Below are 17,493 nucleotides of genomic sequence, written 5' to 3'. Positions count from 1 at the left end.
CGCTCACGCGGCCGACCCTACGGCGTACGCCGCCCCGCCCACCGCCCCACGCGCCGCCTACGCTGGCCGGATGCGCCCCGACACGCAGGCCGTCCACCTCGGCCGCCCCCCGCACGAGCCCGACCAGCCGTTCAACACCCCGATCACGATGGCCTCGACGTACGTCGCGGGCGGGGACCGGGAGTACGGCCGCTACACCAACCCCACCTGGGTCGCCTTCGAGGAGGCGCTCGGCGGCCTCGAGGGCGGGCACTGCCTGGCCTTCTCCAGCGGGCTGGCCGCGGTCGGCACGATCCTGGACCTGGTCGCGAACGGCGAGAAGGTCGTCGCGCCGCAGCACGCCTACAACGGCTCGCTGCTGCAGCTCGGCGACCTTCAGCTGCGCGAGCGGGTGACCCCGGTGCTGGTCGACGTCACCGACACCGCCGCCTTCGTCGCGGCCTGCGAGGACGCCTCGCTGGTCTGGCTGGAGTCGCCGACCAACCCGGCGATGGAGGTCGCGGACCTCGCCACGATCATCGCCGGCGCGCACGCGGCCGGCGCCCGCGTCGTGGTCGACAACACCTTCGCGACCCCGGTGCTCCAGCAGCCGCTGGACCTCGGCGCGGACCTGGTCGTGCACTCGGCCACCAAGTACATCGCCGGGCACTCCGACGTCCTGATGGGCGCCATCGTCACCCGCGACGAGCAGCTGCTCACCGTGCTCAAGCAGCGCCGCGACCTGTACGGCGCGGTGCCGGGCACGCTGGAGGCCTACCTCGCCCTGCGCGGGCTGCGCACGCTGCCCCTGCGGGTGCGCGCCGCCCAGGCCAACGCCCAGGAGCTCGTGCGTCGCCTGGGCGAGCGCGACGACGTCGCCGAGGTGCGCTACCCCGGCTTCGGCGGCATGGTCAGCCTGGTGCTGCCCACCGGGGCGGCCGCGGACGTCGTGCAGCACGCCGTGCGGCTGTGGGTCCACGCGACCTCGCTGGGCGGCGTGGAGTCCACCCTGGAGCGCCGCCGCCGCTGGAAGTCCGAGCCGGCCACGATCCCCGAGGGCCTGCTGCGGCTCTCGGTCGGCATCGAGGACGTCGAGGACCTGTGGGAGGACCTCGTGCAGGCCCTGGACCAGGCGCGCGGCCGGACCGGGAGCTGAGCGGGCGCTAGTCCCGCTCGTGCTTGGTGTCGCGGGCGATGAACGCGTGCATCATGTCGCGCGCGCTCATCTCGCCCCGCACCACCGCGTCGACGTGCTCGGCCACCGGCGCGTCGACCCCGTGCCGGCTGGCCAGGTCGAAGATCGAGGCGCAGGACTTCGCACCCTCGGCGACCTGGCGCGTCGAGGCCACGATCTCCTCGGTGGTCATCCCCTGGCCCAGCTTCTCCCCGAAGGTGCGGTTGCGCGAGAGCGGCGAGGAGCAGGTGGCCACCAGGTCGCCGAGGCCCGCGAGGCCCATCAGGGTCAGCGGGTCGGCCCCCAGCTTGGTGGCCAGGCGGGCGGTCTCGGCCAGCCCGCGCGTGATCAGCGAGGCCGTGGTGTTGTCGCCGAAGCCCAGGCCGACGGCCATCCCGACGCAGAGCGCGACGACGTTCTTGTAGGCCCCGCCGAGCTCGCACCCCAGCACGTCGGTGCTGCGGTAGGGACGGAACGCCCGGGAGTGCACCGCCTGCTGGAGCCGCTGGGCCACCCCCTCGTCGGTGCACGCGACGACGCTGGCGGCGGGCTCCCGCAGCGCGATCTCGCGGGCCAGGTTGGGGCCGCTGACCACCGCGATCCGCTCGGGTCCGGCCCCGGTGACCTCGCCGATCACCTCGCTCATCCGCTTGGTGCTGCCCAGCTCGACGCCCTTCATCAGCGAGACGAAGACCGCGTCGTCGGGCAGCACGTCGCCCCACTCCGCGACGTTGGTCCGGAAGGTCTGCGAGGGCATCGCGAACACGATGAACTCCGCGCCCGCCGCGGCCTGCGCGGGGTCGTGGGTCGCCGAGATCGAGGTCGGCAGCTCGATGCCGGGGAAGTAGTCGACGTTCTGGTGCGTGGCGTTGATCGCCTCGCACACCTCGGGCCGCCGCCCCCAGATGGTGACCTCGTTGCCCGCGTCGGCCAGCACCAGGCTGAATGCCGTACCCCACGACCCGGCGCCGAACACCGCGACCTTCGTCATCTGCTCACTTCTTCTTCTGGTGCTTGTGGGGGTTGCCGATCTCGGTGACCCCGGAGGACTTCGGGTCGAAGCGTACGTCGGGTGCGTGCTCGCCCCGCAGGTCCTCCACCAGGGCCGTGATCGCGGTCATGATCCGCTCGGTCGCCTCGCGCAGGACCTCCGCGCTCAGCTCGCGCCCGGCCAGGTCGGAGAGGTCGACGGGGTCGCCCACCTTGTACGACGCCGTGCGTCGCGGCAGCACGTGCGGGCGCACCGTGTAGGCGGGCAGGATCTCCTGGGCGCCCCACTGGCCGACCGGGATCACCGGGCAGCCGGTGGTCAGGGCGATCCGGGCCGCGCCGGTCTTCCCGCGCATCGGCCAGCCCGCGGGGTCGCGGGTGAGGGTGCCCTCGGGGTAGACCCCGATGCACTCGCCCCGGCTCACGGCGTCGACGGCGGCCTCGAAGGCCGAGGCGGCCCCCTCGCTCATCCGCCTGACCGGGATCTGGCCGGCGTCGCGCACGATGGCGCCGAGCACCGGGGTCCGGAAGAGCGCGTCCTTGGCCAGGTAGCGCACCAGCCGGCCGTGCTCGTAGAGGAACCAGCCCAGCGTCATCGGGTCCAGGTGGCTGATGTGGTTGACCGCGACGACGCAGCCGCCGGTGGCCGGGATCTTCTCGCCGTCGATCCACTCGTGCCGGGTGGCCGCCATCAGGGTGGGCTTCACGATCGCCACGACCGTCGTCCAGGCCCAGCCCCGCCTCTCGCGGAGCTCCCTCACCTTGACCATCCCGAGCCTCCTCCCCCGCCGGTCCTGCGCCGAGCCCGGGGCACGCGAGCCTACTGCGACGCCGCGCCCGGCGGGACTGCCCGACGCGCCCGGAACGACGTCTGGGCCGGGCCCGTCGGGGGGCGTCGGGAGGTGGCGCCCGGCCTGAGAGGATCGGGGGGATGTCCCCGACGTACGCCCTGCTGGTGCCGGTGAAGTCCCTGGCCCGCGCCAAGACCCGCCTGGAGCCCGGCCACCGTCGCGAGCCGCTCATGCGGGCGTTCGCGCTGGATGCCCTGCAGGCCGCGGCCGGCTGCCCGCTGGTCGCCCGGGTCTACGTCGTCACCGACGAGAGCGGGCTCGACGAGCACGCCGTCCGGCTCCCCGACGAGGGCGAGGGCGACCTGAACCGGGCGCTGCTGCGTGCGGCCCGACGGGTGCGCGACCTGGACCCGACCACCGGGGTCGCCGCGATGTGCGCCGACCTGCCGGCCCTGGTCACCGCCGACCTCACCGCCGCCCTCGGCGAGCTGCCGGCGACCGAGGACGACGCCGCGAGGCGGAGGTACGTCGCCGACGCGGCGGGCACCGGCACGACCCTGCTGGCCGCGCCGCCCGGCGTCGACCTGGCCCCCTGCTTCGGGCCCGGCTCGGCCGACCTCCACCTCGCCTCCGGCGCCTGGCCGGTCGCGGCGCCCGTGCCCACCCTGCGGGCCGACGTCGACACCGGGGCCGACCTGGACGCCGCGCGCGTCCTCGGGCTGGGCCGCCACACCCGGCGAGCCGAGGGGGCCGCGGCACCGCCCGGCGGGGGTCTCGCCGCCCCCCGCTGACCCGGTCAGGTCAGCTCGAGGAGCTCTTCTTGGCGGTCGAGGTCTTCTTCGCCGGGGTCTTCTTGGCGGTCGAGGACTTCTTCGCGGGGGTCTTCGCGGCGGTGGACTTCTTCGCCGTCGACTTCGTGGCGGCGGTCGACGTCGTCGCCGGAGCCTTCTTCGCGGTGGACTTCGTGGCCGTCGACTTCTTCGCGGTGGACTTCGTGGCCGTCGACTTCTTCGCGGTGGACTTCGTGGCGGACGACTTCTTCGCCGGAGACTTCGCGGCGGTCGACTTCGTGGCGGTCGACTTCTTGGCCGTGGACTTCTTCGCGGTCGACCCCCCGGACGCGGACTTCGTGGTCGAGGACTTCTTCGCCGACCCGCCCGACGCGCGCTCGACGGCGGCGGCCGTGCGCTTGATGGCCGGCTGGGCGACGGACGGCGCGGCCTTCTCGACGGCGGCCAGCGTCAGGGCCGGGAGCAGCTTCGCGCCGGAGACGACGTCCTTGAGCTGGGCGCCGGGCTTGAAGGCGGGGACGGTCTTCTTCTCCGACTGCATCCGCTCCCCGGTGGAGGGGTTGCGGACCCACCGCGCCTCGCGCACGCGTCGCTCGAAGGAGCCGAACCCCGTGATCGCGACCTTCTCCCCCTTGGCGACCTCGCGCGTGATCGTGTCGAGCACGGAGTCGAGGGCGTGGGCGGCCGCCTTGCGGTTGCCCTCGTAGCGGGCCGCGAGGGCGTCGATGAGCTGGCTCTTGTTCACGTGCGTCCCTTTCGAGAACGTCGGCCGGGCGGGGTGCCCGTCCGAGGTCCGACGCTAGGGCCAAGAGACCGCCGCCACAACGGGATCGCCCAAGCCCCGAGCAGCTGCTCGGTCCGGGCGGCGCCGCCTCAGTGGATCGTGACCGGCTTCCAGGACGGCCGCGCGGCCTCGAAGGCGCTGATGTCGTCGGCGTGCGAGAGCGTGATGCCGACGTCGTCGAGGCCCTCGAGCAGGCGCCAGCGGGTGTAGTCGTCGATGTCGAAGGAGTCCTCGATCGCGTCGGGACCCTCACCCGCCCGGACCGTGCGGGACTCCAGGTCGACGGTGACCGTCGCGCCGGGGTGGTCCTCGAGGTGGTCCCACAGCCGCTGCACGACCTTCTCGTCGACCTTGGCGGTGACGAGGCCGGCCTTGCCGGAGTTGCCGCGGAAGATGTCGGCGAAGCGTGAGCTGATCACGGCCTTGAAGCCGTAGTTCTGCAGCGCCCACACGGCGTGCTCGCGCGACGAGCCGGTGCCGAAGTCGGGCCCGGCGACGAGCACGGTGCCTTCCGTGTACTCCGGCCGGTTGAGCACGAAGGACTCGTCACCGCGCCACGCGGCGAACAGGCCGTCCTCGAAGCCGGTGCGGGTCACGCGCTTGAGGTAGACCGCGGGGATGATCTGGTCGGTGTCGACGTTGCTGCGGCGCAGCGGGACGCCGACGCCGGTGTGGGTGGTGAACTTCTCCACGGCTCAGGCCTCCTGGGTCTGGCTGGACGCGACCGGCGCGAGGTCGGCGGGCGAGGACAGGGTGCCGCGCACGGCGGTGGCGGCGGCGACGGGGATCGAGACGAGGTGGGTGCGCCCGCCCTTGCCCTGACGGCCCTCGAAGTTGCGGTTGGAGGTCGAGGCGCTGCGCTCCCCGGGGGCGAGCTGGTCGGAGTTCATGCCCAGGCACATCGAGCACCCGGCGCCGCGCCACTCCGCGCCGGCCTCCTTGAAGACGACGTCGAGGCCCTCCTCCTCGGCCTGGAGGCGCACGCGCACCGAGCCGGGGACGACGAGCAGTCGCGTGTCGGGGTCGACCGTGCGGCCCTTGATGATGTCGGCGGCCAGGCGCAGGTCCTCGATGCGGCCGTTGGTGCACGACCCGACGAAGACGGTGTCGACCTTCACCTCGCGCATCGGGGTGCCGGCCTCCAGCGCCATGTAGCGCAGGGCGTTCTCGGCCGCGACGCGGTCGTCGGCCTCCTCGAAGGAGGCCGGGTCCGGGACGGAGCCGCCGAGCGGCACGCCCTGGCCGGGGTTGGTGCCCCAGGTGACGAAGGGGGTCATGGTGGAGGCGTCGAGCACGATCTCGGCGTCGAAGACGGCGTCGTCGTCGGTGCGCAGGCTCGACCAGTGCTCGACCGCGGCGTCCCAGTCGGCGCCCGTGGGCGCCTCGGGACGACCCTCGATGTAGTCGAAGGTGGTCTGGTCGGGGGCGATCAGGCCGGCCTTGGCGCCCCACTCGATGCTCATGTTGCACACGGTCATCCGGCCCTCCATCGAGAGCTCCTCGATGGCCTGGCCGCGGTACTCGACGATGTAGCCCTGGCCGCCACCGGTGCCGGTGTGGGTGATCAGCGTCAGGACGAGGTCCTTGGCGGTCACGCCGGCGGGCAGCGAGCCGTTGACGGTCACGGCCATCGTCTTGGGCTTGGCCTGCATCAGGGTCTGGGTGGCGAGCACGTGCTCGACCTCGGAGGTGCCGATGCCGAACGCGATCGCCCCGAAGGCGCCGTGGGTGGAGGTGTGGGAGTCACCGCACACGATGGTCATGCCGGGCTGGGTCAGGCCCAGCTGCGGACCGACGACGTGGACGATGCCCTGCTCGACGTCGCCGAGCGGGTGCAGACGTACGCCGAACTCCTCGGCGTTGCGGCGCAGGGTGTCGACCTGGGTCTTGCTCACCGGGTCCGCGATCGGCTTGTCCCAGTCGATCGTGGGGACGTTGTGGTCCTCGGTGGCCAGCGTCAGGTCCGGACGGCGTACGCCGCGGCCCGCGAGGCGCAGCCCGTCGAAGGCCTGGGGCGAGGTCACCTCGTGGATCAGGTGGAGGTCGATGAAGAGCAGGTCGGGCTCACCTTCGGCGCTGCGGACGACGTGCTCGTCCCAGACTTTCTCCGACAGGGTCCTGCTGGCCATGACCTATCTCCTTCTCGTTCGTTTCACATGCTGAACACCTCGGGTCCATCCGGGCCCAGACCGAGCAGCGTGAGACCCACCTTACGTTGCGTCCCGAGATACGAGACGGCAGTATTACTATATGGACAACTCAAGTGGAGTCGGCGTCCTCGACAAGGCCGCCCTCGTGCTGGCAGCCCTCGAGTCGGGGCCGGCCACGCTCGCCGGCCTGGTCGCCGGGACCGGACTGGCGCGCCCCACGGCGCACCGCCTGGCCGTGGCCCTCGAGCACCATCGTCTGGTCGCCCGTGACATGCAGGGCCGCTTCGTGCTGGGCCCGCGCCTGGCCGAGCTCTCGGCCGCTGCCGGCGAGGACCGCCTGCTGGCCACCGCCGGCCCGGTGCTGGCCCGCCTGCGCGACATCACCGGCGAGTCGGCCCAGCTGTGGCGCCGCCAGGGTGAGCACCGCGTCTGCGTGGCCGCCGCCGAGCGCCCCAGCGGCCTGCGCGACACCATCCCCGTGGGCTCGCAGCTGACCATGCGGGCCGGCTCTGCCGCCCAGGTGCTGCTGGCGTGGGAGGACCCCGAGCGGATGCACCGCGGCCTGCAGAACGCGGCGTACTCCGCCACGGCGCTGGCCGGCATCCGCCGCCGCGGCTGGGCCCAGTCGATCGGCGAGCGCGAGCAGGGCGTGGCCTCGGTCTCGGCCCCGGTGCGCTCCCCCAGCGGCAAGATCATCGCCGCGGTGTCGGTCTCGGGCCCCCTCGAGCGCCTGTCCCGCCAGCCGGGCCGGATGCACGCCCCCGCGGTGCTCGCGGCCGCCGAGCGGCTCTCGGAGTCGCTGCGACGCGCAGCCGCCGAGTAGCCGCGCGAGCGCGGGACCCCCGTCGTAGGGTGTCCCGTGCCCACCGCCCGCGTCACCGACGACCACGTCCGGGTCGACGCGGGTGTCGAGGGTCCGGTGGTGGTCCACTTCGACGACCAGTACGTCTGGTCCTTCTCCCCGCAGCGGGACGGACGACGTGACCGGTCCGGGTGGACGGTCCCCTGGCCGCCGGTCCTCACCGAGCGCCTCGACGGTCGCACCCGGGTGCGGCTGAGCAGCCCCGACGGCGACCGGGTCCACCTCGACGAGGAGGTGGCCTTCGGCACCGCCGAGGAGCGCCTGGAGCTCGTGGACCGCCACGGCGACCCGCTCGCCGTGGACCGGGCCGGCCACCTGACCCGCACCTTCGCCGAGACCGGCCCCGAGGTGCGTCGCCGGGTCGCCGAGGGCTCGGCCCAGGCGATCGCGGACCTCCGCGGGCTCGGCTTCGAGGCCCACGTCAGCTACGGCGCCCTGCTCGGGGCGGTCCGCGACGGGCGGATGATCGGGCACGACACCGACTCCGACCTGGCCTACCTCAGCCGCCACACCCACCCGGTCGACGTGGTCCGCGAGTCCTACCGGATGGAGCGCGAGATGCGCCGCCTGGGCTGGAAGGTGGTGCGGATGTCGGCGGCCGACCTCAAGCTGTTCCTGCCCGTGCCCGAGGGGGCGCCGGTGCAGATCGACGTCTTCGGTGCCTTCCACGTGGGCGACACCTTCTACCAGCTCGGCGCCCGCAGCGGCTCGCTGCCGCGCTCGGCCCTGCTGCCGCTGTCGACGGTCACCCTCGAGGGGGTCGAGCTGGCCGCGCCGGCCGACCCCGAGGCCGTCCTGGAGTTCCTCTACGGCCCCGGCTGGCGGGTGCCGGACCCGTCCTTCCAGAACGTCGACCCCGCCCCCGGCGTACGCCGCCTCGACGGGTGGACGCGCGGCGTGCGGACCGACCTCCTGGAGTGGAACGACATCCTGCGTCGCCGCCGCCGCGAGGTGCCCCGGGAGCGCTCCCCCTTCTGCGCCGAGGTGCTGACCCGGATCGCGCCGGACGCCGTCGTGGTCGACATCGGCCCCGGGACCGGCCGCGACGCCGCGGCCTTCGCCCGCGAGGGCCACGACGTCCTCGCCTACGACTACTCCGGCGCCGCCGTCCACCACACCGGCACCCGCCTGCACCGCTCGGGCGGCGACCGCACGCAGGTCCGCGTGCTGCCGCTGAACGACCTGCGCGGCACCCTCCTGGCCGGGGCCGAGCTCGCCCGGCTCCCGCAGGCTCCCCAGCTCTACGCCCGCGGCCTGGTCGGCTGCCTGGACCAGGACGGTCGCGACAACCTCTGGCTGCTGTGCTCGATGGCCCTGCGCCGCGGCGGGGCCCTGCACCTGGAGCTCGCGGCCACCGCGCCCGGCCTGGAGGTGGCCTGCGTCGAGGGACTCGTGCAGCGCCTCGACGTCGACCGGGTGGTCTCGGAGATCACCCGGTCGGGCGGTGAGGTCGTGCGCCGGGAGGTCGGGGAGGGCGAGGACTTCTTCGGCCGTCCCGACCCGGCCGTCGCCCGTCTGGAGGTGCGCTGGACCTCCGGCCGCGCCCGGGCGCGCCGGGCCGCGACCACCACCCGGGCCGCCGCGGCGACCGGCACCACGACCGGCACCACGACCAGCAGCAGGACGGGCGCCGACGGCGCCGCCGCAGGAGGAGGAACCGTGTTCGAGGACGTCATCAGCGAGGCCCCGGGGAACGACGAGAAGACCCCCGGCCTGACCACCCGGCTGCGCCGCCTGCGGGCACGGCTCACCGACCTCGAGGCCTCGGTGCAGGAGAACCGCCGGCTCAACCGCCGGGTCGCCGAGCTCACCGACGTGGTGGCCGAGCTGCTCGTGCCGCTGGCCGACCGTGACGAGGAGGCGGCGCGGCAGCTGCTCGAGGACTACCGGCGCACCACGCTGGCCCCCTAGGAGGGCCCGCTGGCCGGCCCCGGGGCCGGGGCGCTAGGCCTGCCGGACGTCGGTGGGGTCGAGGAACACGTGGCGCACCTCGGGGTGCTGCTCCTTCAGCCGCCGCTCGACCTCGTCGGCGGCCAGCTCGAGCTCGTTGACCTCGGCGTGGTCGTCGAGGTCGACCCGCGCGGCGACCAGCACCTCGTCGGGCGAGAGCCGCATCGTGAGCAGCTCGACGACCGAGTCCACGCCCGGCGAGTCGTCGATGATGCCGCGGATGGAGCGCTCCGCCTCGGGGGTCAGGGACTCCCCGATCAGGGCGCTCTTGTTCTGCTGGCCCAGGGCGTAGGCGACCACGACGAGCAGCAGGCCGATCAGGATCGATGCGGCGCCGTCCCAGAAGCCCTGGTCGGTGTAGTGGTGCAGCGTGATGCCGACCGCGGCCAGCACGATGCCGATCAGGGCCGCGCTGTCCTCGAACGCCACCGTCTTGGCGGTCGGGTCGGGCGTGATCTTGAGGTGCTCGAGCACCCCACGGCCCTGCTCCTCGGCCTCGCCCTTGAGCTGGCGCACCGCCTTGAGCCAGGAGGCGCCCTCGAAGAGGAAGCTGACCCCGAGGACCACGTAGGAGATCAGCAGGCCGTGCAGGGGCTCGGAGTGGATCACCGAGGTGATGCCCTCGTAGATCGAGTAGCCGGCCCCGAGCACGAAGATGCCGACGGCCGCGATCAGCGACCAGAAGTAGCGCTCCATGCCGTAGCCGAACGGGTGCTGGGCGTCGGCCGGCTTCTTGCTCCGCTTCAGCGCCGCCATCAGGAACACCTGGTTGAGGGTGTCGGCGAAGGAGTGCGCGGCCTCGGCCAGCATCGCGGTGGACCCCGAGACCAGACCCCCGACCAGCTTGGCGACGGCGATCGCGAGGTTCGCGCTCCCGGCCAGCAGGACGGTGCCCGTGGACTCGTCACCCCCGGACTTCTGACCCGACTCCTGGCCGGCGTCCCGGCTCGTCTTCTGCTCTCCCATGGCCCCACCCTCCCAGGGCCGTCCAGGGGGGCTAGAAGAGACCCTCCTGCGCCGGCTGCTCGGGTTGCTCGAGGTCGAGCAGGAGCTGCTTGCGGCGCAAGCCCCCGGCGTACCCCGTGAGGGTGCCGTCGGCGCCGACCACCCGGTGGCACGGGATCACCACCGGGATCGGGTTGCGGGCGTTGGCCAGGCCGACGGCGCGCGACGCGGCGTTGGTCATGCCCAGGGCCCGCGCGACCTCGCCGTACGACGCGGTGCTGCCGTGACCCACGGTGAGCAGCTGGTCCCACACCCGGCGCTGGAACTCGGTGCCCCGCGGGGCCAGGGGCAGGTCGAAGTCGGTCAGCCGCCGGTCGAAGTACGCCGCGAGCTGCTCGCGCGTGCGCACCAGGACCGGCTCGTCGTCGCGCCGCTCCCCCGCGGCCACCCGGGCGTCGGTCGGCTCGAAGGGGCTGAAGTCGACGGCCACCAGGGCGCCGTCGTCCGCGACCAGCCGGAGCTCGCCGATCGGGGAGTCCACGACCGTCCAGACGGGCGCGGCGGGGACGGGCGGCACGGCCGCCGCGGAGGTGGTGGGGATCGGCTGGCTCATGGTGCTCCCGGTGTCTCGGAGGGGTGCGTCGTCGGGGTCGTGAGGGGCGGGGCGGGCGTGCGGTCCAAGACCACCGACCACAACCGCAGCAGGGCGTAGGAGCGCCACGGCCGCCACGCCGCGCTGCGGGCCACCACGTCGGGCAGCTCGCCCAGGCCGAGGTCGCGACCGGCGTTGCGCACGCCGATGTCGGTCGGCAGGAACGCGTCCGGGTCGCCCAGGGCACGCATCGCGACGTAGTCGGCCGTCCAGGGCCCGATGCCGCGCAGACCGAGCATCGCGGCGCGGGTCTCGGCCCGGTCGGCCCCGCGGTCGAGCTGCACGACGCCGTCGGCCAGGGCGCGCGCCAGGGTCGTCACCGCCCGTGCTCGCGCCCGGGGCATCCGCAGCGCGTCGGGGTCCTCGGGGTCGATGGCGGCCAGCCGCTCGGGGGTGGGGAACAGCCGGCTGACCAGGTGGTCGCCGGCCAGCTCGAGCGGGTCCCCGTGGGCGGCCACCAGCCGCGCCGTGGCGGTGCGGGCCGAGGCCAGGCTGACCTGCTGCCCCAGGACCGTCTGCACCGCGACCTCGGCGCCGTCCAGCTGGCCCGGGACCCGGAGCCCCGGGCGGTCCGCGACCAGGCGTGCCAGCACGTCGTCCTCGGCCAGCGCCCCGTCGACCGCCACCGGGTCGGCGTCGGCGTCGAGCAGCCGCCGGGTCCGCTCCAGGGCGGGGGCGAGGTCGCGGGCGTCGGCCAGGGTGAGGGTGCACGGCACGAAGCCGGGCGTCCGGTCCCCCAGGTGCACCCGGACGACGCCGGGTCCGTGCGGCAGCCGCACGGCGCGCTCGTACCACCCCGGCCCGGTCGCCTCGAGGCCGTCGATCACGTGCACGGCCAGGAAGTGGAGCAGGTCCTCGGCCGCGAACGGCTCGCGCACCGCGATCCGGGTCCGGACGGTCGCGGCCGGGTCGGGCGACCCGGCCGCGACCCGGCCCGAGGCCCGGGCGCGCAGCTGCGTGGGCGTCGTGGCGTAGACCTCGCGGACGGTGTCGTTGAACTGCCGCACGCTGGCGAACCCGGCCGCGAACGCGACGTCGGCGAAGCTGGCCGCAGTGGTCTCGATCAGCACGCGCGCGGTCTGGGCGCGGCGGGACCGGGCCAGGGCGAGCGGGCCGGCGGCGTACTCCCGGTGCAGGACGCGGTGGAGCTGACGGGTGGAGTAGCCGACGCGGTCGGCCAGGCCCTCGACCCCCTCGCGCTCGACCACACCGTCGGCGACCAGGCGCATGGCCCGGGCGGCGGCGTCGGCGCTCACGTCCCACTGCGGCGAGCCGGGGGTCGCGTCGGGCAGGCAGCGCCGGCAGGCCCGGAAGCCGGCGGCCTGGGCGCCGGCGGCCGTGGGGAAGAAGGCGACGTGGTCGCGGCGCGGGGTGGTGGCTGGGCAGGAGGGCCGGCAGTAGATCCCGGTGCTGCTCACGCCGGTGTAGAACACGCCGTCGAAGCGGCGGTCCCGGCCCTTCACGGCCCGGTAGCAGGCGTCGGCGTCGAGAGGTTCCACGTCACCCAGTCTGCCCGGTGCCACCACCGCCTCCTAGCGGGAATCGGACGCAGCGCTGCGGCGCCCGGCGGACCGAGAACGACAGCAGCCCGGCTCCTCGCGTGAGGAGCCGGGCTGCTGGGTGGTGGTACCCCCGACGGGATTCGAACCCGCGCTACCGCCTTGAGAGGGCGGCGTGCTAGGCCACTACACAACGGGGGCCTAGATCGAACGTGATGGTGCTGGTGGAGCGTGGTACCTGGTGCGGATCGTGCTGCACCGAGCGGATCGGACTCTATCCTCGGTGCTCGGACGGGGCCAAATCGACTGCTCGCTGGGGTACTAGGACTCGAACCTAGACTAACTGGACCAGAACCAGTCGGGCTGCCAATTACCCCATACCCCATGGGTTCGGATCGTCTCCGTGGGCCTTGCGGACCGAAGAGGCGAACCGAGGGACGAGAATACACACATGGTGCAGGGGCCACCAATCGGGCCCCTGTGACGAGGACGACGGTGCGAGGTGGCTCACACGCGGGGCTTCAGCAGACCCGTGCGACGAGCCACGAGCAGCACCATCACCAGGTAGAGACCGTTCTGCGTCACCGTCACCGGGACCTGCCACCAGGACGCCTCGGTGACCTTCAGGACGGCGGTGATGTCGCCGAAGAAGAGCGCCAGCCCGAACGCCACGATGTTGTTCATGACGTGCAGGGCGATGCCGGCCTCCAGTCCCCCGACCTCGACCACCACGAGCCCGGCCATCAGCCCGAAGGCCAGCCGGTCGACGAACAGCGGCGCGTTCTGCACCCCGTGGGCAAGCGCGAACAGCAGCGAGGTCAGCACCACGGCCAGCACCCGTGAGCGGGTCAGGGCGCCCGCGGCCTGGAGCAGGTAGCCGCGGAAGGCGTACTCCTCCCCCAGGGCCTGGAACGGGGTCGTGAGCAGCACCACGACGCCGATCGCGACCAGGGTGGCCGTGGCGTGCCTCGGGCCGCCGCTCACGTCGTTGGGGTCCTGCGGCAGCAGGCTGCCGACGACCAGCGCGGCCAGGATCGCCACCACCGACAGGCCGAAGCAGACCGCCAGGAAGCGCCAGCGGATGCCCGGCCGGATGCTGGCCAGCCACCGCGGCGACACCCCGTGGAGCACCCGCACGAGCAGCATCGCCAGCAGGGTCAGGCCGGCCAGGGAGAGGTTCAGGAACAGCATCGAGGCCGGCGTCACGGTGCGCACGGACGCGGCGTCGATCAGCCGCTGGCCGAAGCTGCCGCCGCGCTCGCCCATGCCGGCCAGGTCCTCCAGCGCGACGCCGACCGCGAGCACGGGCAGCACCAGGTAGGGCAGCAGGAAGAAGCCCACCCCCATCGAGAGCGCCCCGACCACCGGCTTCCACCAGGCGTAGGTGGGCGTGCGGAGCACGAGGGGGTAGCTGGTCGGGTCCAGCGGCTCGACCGGCCCGTGCGGCGGCGGCCCGGAGGGTCCCCGGGCGGCCGGTCCGGCCGGGCCCCCGGGCGCCCCGGGGCCACCCGGAGCGGCGTACGGCGGGGGGCCCGGGGGCGGCTGGGTCATCTCAGGCCTCCGCGCCCGTCGTGCCGTCCTGGCCGCCGGGGGCGCCGTTCTGGGCGTGCGCCACCTCGACGGCGGTGTCCAGCCGGCCCAGCGACTCCTCGCGGCCCAGGATCTCCAGCGACTCGAACAGCGGCGGGGAGACCTTGCGACCGGTGATCGCGACGCGCACGGGACCGAAGGCCAGGCGCGGCTTGAGGCCCATCTGCTCGACGAGCTGCTCGCGCAGGGCGCCCTCGATCGCCTCGGTGGTCCACGTCTCCACACCGGCCAGGGCCTCGCGGGCCCCGGCGACGACCTCGAGGCCGGGCGCGTCCAGGATCTTCGCCACGTCGGCCTCGTCGTAGGCCGGGGTGTCGGTGAACAGGAACGCCAGCATCGGGGCCGCGTCGGTGAGCTTGTTGATGCGCTCGTGCACCAGCGGCATCGCCAGGTTGAGCAGCGAGGCCTCGTCGGGGGTGACCGGGTCGGAGAGCACGCCCGCGGCCTGCAGGTGCGGGGTGACGCGCTCGGTCATGTCCTCCAGGGTCAGCATCCGCATGTGGGCGGCGTTGATCGCCTCGGCCTTCTTCACGTCGAAGCGCGCCGGCTGGGGGTTGACCCGGCTGATCTCGAAGGCCGCGACCATCTCCTCGCGGGTGAACACGTCGCGGTCCTCCGCGATCGACCAGCCCAGCAGGGCCAGGTAGTTCTCGAGACCCTCGGGCAGGAACCCGTCGTCGCGGTAGCCGAACAGGTGGGCCTGCGGGTCGCGCTTGGAGAGCTTCTTGCTGCCCTCGCCGGTGATCAGCGACAGGTGGCCGAACTCCGGCACCTGCGTGCTGATCCCGAGGTCGACCAGCGCGCGGTGCAGCGGCAGCTGGCGCGGGGTGCTGGAGAGCAGGTCCTCGCCGCGGAGCACGTGGGTGATCCCCATCAGGGCGTCGTCGACCGGGTTGACCAGGGTGTAGAGCGGGTCGCCGTTGGCGCGGCACAGCGCGAAGTCGGGCACGTTGACGGTGTCGAAGGTGATGTCGCCGCGGACGAGGTCGGTCCAGCCGACCTGGCCGTCGGGCATCCGGAACCGGACCACGGGACGCCGGCCCTCGGCCTCGAACGCGGCCCGCTGGTCGGCGCCGAGCTCGCGGCAGAAGCCGTCGTACCCCATCACCTTGGAGCCGGCCGCCTTGCGACGCGCATCGACCTCCTCGGTGGTGCAGAAGCAGTCGTAGGTGTACGCCGACCCGGCCAGCCGCTCCAGCACGTCGCGGTAGATCTCGCCCCGCTCGGACTGGCGGTAGGGGCCGAGCTCGCCGCCCACCTCGGGGCCCTCGTCCCAGTCCAGGCCCAGCCAGCGCATGGCGCCGAGCATGCCGTCGTAGGACTCCTGGGTGCTGCGGGCCTTGTCGGTGTCCTCGATGCGGAAGACGAAGGTGCCGCCGTGGTGGCGGGCGAACGCCCAGTTGTAGAGGGCCGTGCGGGCGAAGCCGACGTGCGGCGAGCCGGTCGGGGACGGGCAGAACCGCACGCGGACGGGGGAGGTCGAGCTGGTCGGGACCTCAGTCACGCGACACCACCTTGTTGGTCAGGTTGCCGATGCCCTGGATCGAGATCTCGACCTCGTCACCGACGTTCATGGGACCGACACCCTCGGGGGTGCCGGTGAGGATCACGTCGCCGGGCAGCAGCGTCATCACGCTGGTGACGTGGGCGATGAGCGTGGGGACGTCGAAGATCAGGTCGGAGGTGCGGCCGTCCTGCTTGACCTCGCCGTTGAGGAAGGTCTGCACGCGCAGGTCGCTGACGTCGAGGTCGGTCTCGATCCACGGCCCCAGCGGGCAGAAGGAGTCGAACCCCTTGGCCCGGGTGAACTGCCCGTCCTTCTTCTGCAGGTCGCGGGCGGTGACGTCGTTGGCGACGGTGAAGCCGTGCACGACGTCCTTCCACTTCTCTGCCGGGACGTCGCGGCAGATCCGGCCGATGACGACGGCGAGCTCGCCCTCGTAGTGCACGTTGCTGCTCTGCCGGGGGTAGAAGACCGGGTCGCCGGGCCCGACCACGCTGGTGTTGGGCTTGAGGAACATCAACGGCTCGTCGGGCACCTCCCCGCCCATCTCGGCCGCGTGGGCGGCGTAGTTCTTGCCGATCCCCACGACCTTGCTCCGCGGCAGGACCGGGCTGAGCAGCCGGACGTCGGCCAGCCGCACCTGCTCGTCGGTCGGCTGGAGCCCGACGTAGAGCGGGTCGCCGGCGAGCGCCGTCACCACCGACCCCTCGTCGGGAATGCCGAAGTCGTCGATGTCGCCGGTGACGATGCCGAACCGGGGGTCGTCACCCGTGGTGAACCTCGCTATGCGCACCGCGTGAGCCTACCGAGCACGGCGCCCGGGCCACGAACTAGCGTGGTCGCCTGTGGAGATGCTCACCCCGCAGCAGTGGCGACCGCGGGCGCAGGCGCACGCGGCCCGCGTCGACGTGTGGGTGCAGCCCTTCCTCGAGCGCCGTGCCCGGGGCGAGAAGCACCCGGTCGAGGACTTCCTCTTCACCTACTACTCCCAGCGCCCCGCCGGCCTGCGCCGGTGGCACCCCGGGTTCGGCGTCGGGCTGCTCGAGGCCCCTGAGCACGCCGACCAGCGGGGGTACGCCGAGCACGACGGCGTCGCGACCGTCACCACCGCGCACCTGCGGGGTCGGGTGCCGCTCCTGGAGGCGAGCCGACGGCTGCTGGCGGCGACGGCCGGGCGGCCGCCGACGCTGGGGTGCTTCGGGCTGCACGAGTGGGCGATGGTGCACCGCTCGGCGCCGACCGGGACCGACGGGGACGGGGTGCTGCGCCACGACTGGCCGCTGCGCCTGGGCGGGCCGGGCACCGACGCGGTCGTGGAGGCGAGCCGGATCACCTGCTCGCACTTCGACGCGTTCCGCTTCTTCACCCCCTCGGCGGCTCCGCTCAACCGGCTCAGCCCGGGTCGCGACGACCGCGCCGACTTCGAGCAGCCGGGGTGCCTGCACGCGGGGATGGACCTCTACAAGCACGCGTTCCGGCTGACCCCGCTGGTGCCCTCGGAGCTGGTCGCCGACTGCTTCGCGCTGGCCTGGGACATCCGCGAGCTCGACATGCGCGCGTCGCCGTACGACTTCTCGGGGCTGGGGTTCTCCCCCGTCCGGATCGAGACCCCCGAGGGCCGCCAGGAGTACGCCGCGGCGCAGCGCGCGTTCGCCGACCGCGGCGCCCCCCTGCGCGCCCGCCTGGTCGAGGAGTGCGACCGGCTCCTCGCCGCCGCCTGACCCGGACGCCCCGGGGGCGCCCCGGCCTGCAAATGTGGCTCGTGCGTCGGCTGGGAGGGCCGGCCCGTCACGCCAACCACATTCCCACGTGAAAGCGATGCCTATGTGGCT

The 17,493-nt window shown here is 73.5% G+C and carries 16 protein-coding genes and 2 tRNA genes; 5 read left to right on the top strand and 13 right to left on the bottom strand.

The window, feature by feature from the left end; all coding sequences use genetic code 11:
- The first annotated feature begins 70 nt into the window (after nt 1-70).
- Entirely contained in the window at nt 71-1,135 is a 1,065-nt protein-coding gene (locus ACYVDA_RS14295; RefSeq protein ID WP_460819060.1) for a trans-sulfuration enzyme family protein, read from the top strand.
- Between the two features lie 7 nt (nt 1,136-1,142).
- Here the strand turns inward: ACYVDA_RS14295 and ACYVDA_RS14290 are convergent, their stop codons facing one another.
- Nucleotides 1,143-2,144 carry an NAD(P)H-dependent glycerol-3-phosphate dehydrogenase gene (locus ACYVDA_RS14290; RefSeq protein ID WP_460819059.1) on the bottom strand — a complete coding sequence of 334 codons (1,002 nt, stop codon included), beginning with the start codon at nt 2,142-2,144 and terminating at the stop codon, nt 1,143-1,145.
- A gap of 4 nt (nt 2,145-2,148) precedes the next feature.
- Complete coding sequence (locus ACYVDA_RS14285; protein WP_460819058.1) at nt 2,149-2,913, bottom strand: lysophospholipid acyltransferase family protein; 765 nt, start codon at nt 2,911-2,913, stop codon at nt 2,149-2,151.
- Between the two features lie 161 nt (nt 2,914-3,074).
- Between ACYVDA_RS14285 and cofC the strand changes: the two genes are divergently transcribed.
- Nucleotides 3,075-3,725, top strand: coding sequence for a 2-phospho-L-lactate guanylyltransferase (gene cofC / locus ACYVDA_RS14280; protein ID WP_460819057.1), 651 nt, complete (start codon nt 3,075-3,077; stop codon nt 3,723-3,725).
- 10 nt (nt 3,726-3,735) lie between these two features.
- On the opposite strand, the gene ACYVDA_RS14275 is transcribed toward cofC, so the two are convergent.
- From ACYVDA_RS14275 to leuC, 3 genes are all read right to left on the bottom strand, one after another.
- Nucleotides 3,736-4,470 (bottom strand): HU family DNA-binding protein, encoded by a 735-nt coding sequence (locus tag ACYVDA_RS14275; protein ID WP_460819056.1) that lies wholly within the window; start codon nt 4,468-4,470, stop codon nt 3,736-3,738.
- A 128-nt stretch (nt 4,471-4,598) separates the two neighbouring features.
- Entirely contained in the window at nt 4,599-5,201 is a 603-nt protein-coding gene (gene leuD, locus ACYVDA_RS14270; RefSeq protein WP_460819055.1) for a 3-isopropylmalate dehydratase small subunit, read from the bottom strand.
- 3 nt (nt 5,202-5,204) lie between these two features.
- Nucleotides 5,205-6,638, bottom strand: a complete 1,434-nt coding sequence (gene leuC, locus ACYVDA_RS14265; protein ID WP_460819054.1) for a 3-isopropylmalate dehydratase large subunit — start codon at nt 6,636-6,638, stop codon at nt 5,205-5,207.
- 121 nt (nt 6,639-6,759) lie between these two features.
- Between leuC and ACYVDA_RS14260 the strand changes: the two genes are divergently transcribed.
- The gene (locus ACYVDA_RS14260) at nt 6,760-7,482 is read left to right on the top strand and encodes an IclR family transcriptional regulator (RefSeq protein WP_460819053.1); all 723 of its coding nucleotides are present in this window, start codon (nt 6,760-6,762) and stop codon (nt 7,480-7,482) included.
- 36 nt (nt 7,483-7,518) lie between these two features.
- The gene (locus ACYVDA_RS14255) at nt 7,519-9,432 is read left to right on the top strand and encodes a DUF6752 domain-containing protein (protein ID WP_460819052.1); all 1,914 of its coding nucleotides are present in this window, start codon (nt 7,519-7,521) and stop codon (nt 9,430-9,432) included.
- 33 nt (nt 9,433-9,465) lie between these two features.
- Here the strand turns inward: ACYVDA_RS14255 and ACYVDA_RS14250 are convergent, their stop codons facing one another.
- From ACYVDA_RS14250 to ACYVDA_RS14215, 8 genes are all read right to left on the bottom strand, one after another.
- Nucleotides 9,466-10,437 (bottom strand): cation diffusion facilitator family transporter, encoded by a 972-nt coding sequence (locus ACYVDA_RS14250; RefSeq protein ID WP_460819051.1) that lies wholly within the window; start codon nt 10,435-10,437, stop codon nt 9,466-9,468.
- A gap of 31 nt (nt 10,438-10,468) precedes the next feature.
- A complete protein-coding gene (locus ACYVDA_RS14245; protein ID WP_460819050.1) occupies nt 10,469-11,029 on the bottom strand; it encodes a methylated-DNA--[protein]-cysteine S-methyltransferase in 561 nt (186 codons plus the stop codon).
- A complete protein-coding gene (locus ACYVDA_RS14240; RefSeq protein WP_460819049.1) occupies nt 11,026-12,567 on the bottom strand; it encodes an AlkA N-terminal domain-containing protein in 1,542 nt (513 codons plus the stop codon). Before ACYVDA_RS14240 ends, ACYVDA_RS14245 begins: the two co-directional genes overlap by 4 nt.
- Before the next feature lie 125 nt (nt 12,568-12,692).
- Nucleotides 12,693-12,768 (bottom strand) — tRNA-Glu (locus ACYVDA_RS14235).
- Nucleotides 12,769-12,880: 112 nt separating this feature from the next.
- A tRNA-Gln gene (locus ACYVDA_RS14230) sits at nt 12,881-12,952 on the bottom strand.
- Between the two features lie 122 nt (nt 12,953-13,074).
- Nucleotides 13,075-14,118, bottom strand: coding sequence for a lysostaphin resistance A-like protein (locus ACYVDA_RS14225; protein ID WP_460819048.1), 1,044 nt, complete (start codon nt 14,116-14,118; stop codon nt 13,075-13,077).
- Nucleotide 14,119: 1 nt separating this feature from the next.
- Entirely contained in the window at nt 14,120-15,661 is a 1,542-nt protein-coding gene (gltX, locus tag ACYVDA_RS14220) for a glutamate--tRNA ligase (protein WP_460819047.1), read from the bottom strand.
- Nucleotides 15,654-16,454 carry a fumarylacetoacetate hydrolase family protein gene (locus tag ACYVDA_RS14215; RefSeq protein WP_460819046.1) on the bottom strand — a complete coding sequence of 267 codons (801 nt, stop codon included), beginning with the start codon at nt 16,452-16,454 and terminating at the stop codon, nt 15,654-15,656. Before ACYVDA_RS14215 ends, gltX begins: the two co-directional genes overlap by 8 nt.
- 58 nt (nt 16,455-16,512) lie before the next feature.
- Here ACYVDA_RS14215 and ACYVDA_RS14210 point away from each other — a divergent pair, with 58 nt between their 5' ends.
- Nucleotides 16,513-17,382, top strand: a complete 870-nt coding sequence (locus ACYVDA_RS14210; protein ID WP_460819045.1) for a 3-methyladenine DNA glycosylase — start codon at nt 16,513-16,515, stop codon at nt 17,380-17,382.
- Nucleotides 17,383-17,493: the final 111 nt, after the last annotated feature.

It is taken from the genome of Nocardioides korecus, assembly GCF_054778395.1.
This window is presented reverse-complemented; position numbering and strand designations above follow the sequence as displayed.

Bases quoted from the DNA above. Each gene is read 5' to 3' on its own strand.
- ACYVDA_RS14250 (WP_460819051.1), bottom strand. From the start codon at position 10,437: ATGGGAGAGCAGAAGACGAGCCGGGACGCCGGCCAGGAGTCGGGTCAG.
- ACYVDA_RS14285 (WP_460819058.1), bottom strand. From the start codon at position 2,913: ATGGTCAAGGTGAGGGAGCTCCGCGAGAGGCGGGGCTGGGCCTGGACG.
- ACYVDA_RS14225 (WP_460819048.1), bottom strand. From the start codon at position 14,118: ATGACCCAGCCGCCCCCGGGCCCCCCGCCGTACGCCGCTCCGGGTGGC.
- ACYVDA_RS14295 (WP_460819060.1), top strand. From the start codon at position 71: ATGCGCCCCGACACGCAGGCCGTCCACCTCGGCCGCCCCCCGCACGAG.
- leuC (WP_460819054.1), bottom strand. From the start codon at position 6,638: ATGGCCAGCAGGACCCTGTCGGAGAAAGTCTGGGACGAGCACGTCGTC.
- ACYVDA_RS14290 (WP_460819059.1), bottom strand. From the start codon at position 2,144: ATGACGAAGGTCGCGGTGTTCGGCGCCGGGTCGTGGGGTACGGCATTC.
- ACYVDA_RS14260 (WP_460819053.1), top strand. From the start codon at position 6,760: ATGGACAACTCAAGTGGAGTCGGCGTCCTCGACAAGGCCGCCCTCGTG.
- cofC (WP_460819057.1), top strand. From the start codon at position 3,075: ATGTCCCCGACGTACGCCCTGCTGGTGCCGGTGAAGTCCCTGGCCCGC.
- ACYVDA_RS14210 (WP_460819045.1), top strand. From the start codon at position 16,513: ATGCTCACCCCGCAGCAGTGGCGACCGCGGGCGCAGGCGCACGCGGCC.
- ACYVDA_RS14245 (WP_460819050.1), bottom strand. From the start codon at position 11,029: ATGAGCCAGCCGATCCCCACCACCTCCGCGGCGGCCGTGCCGCCCGTC.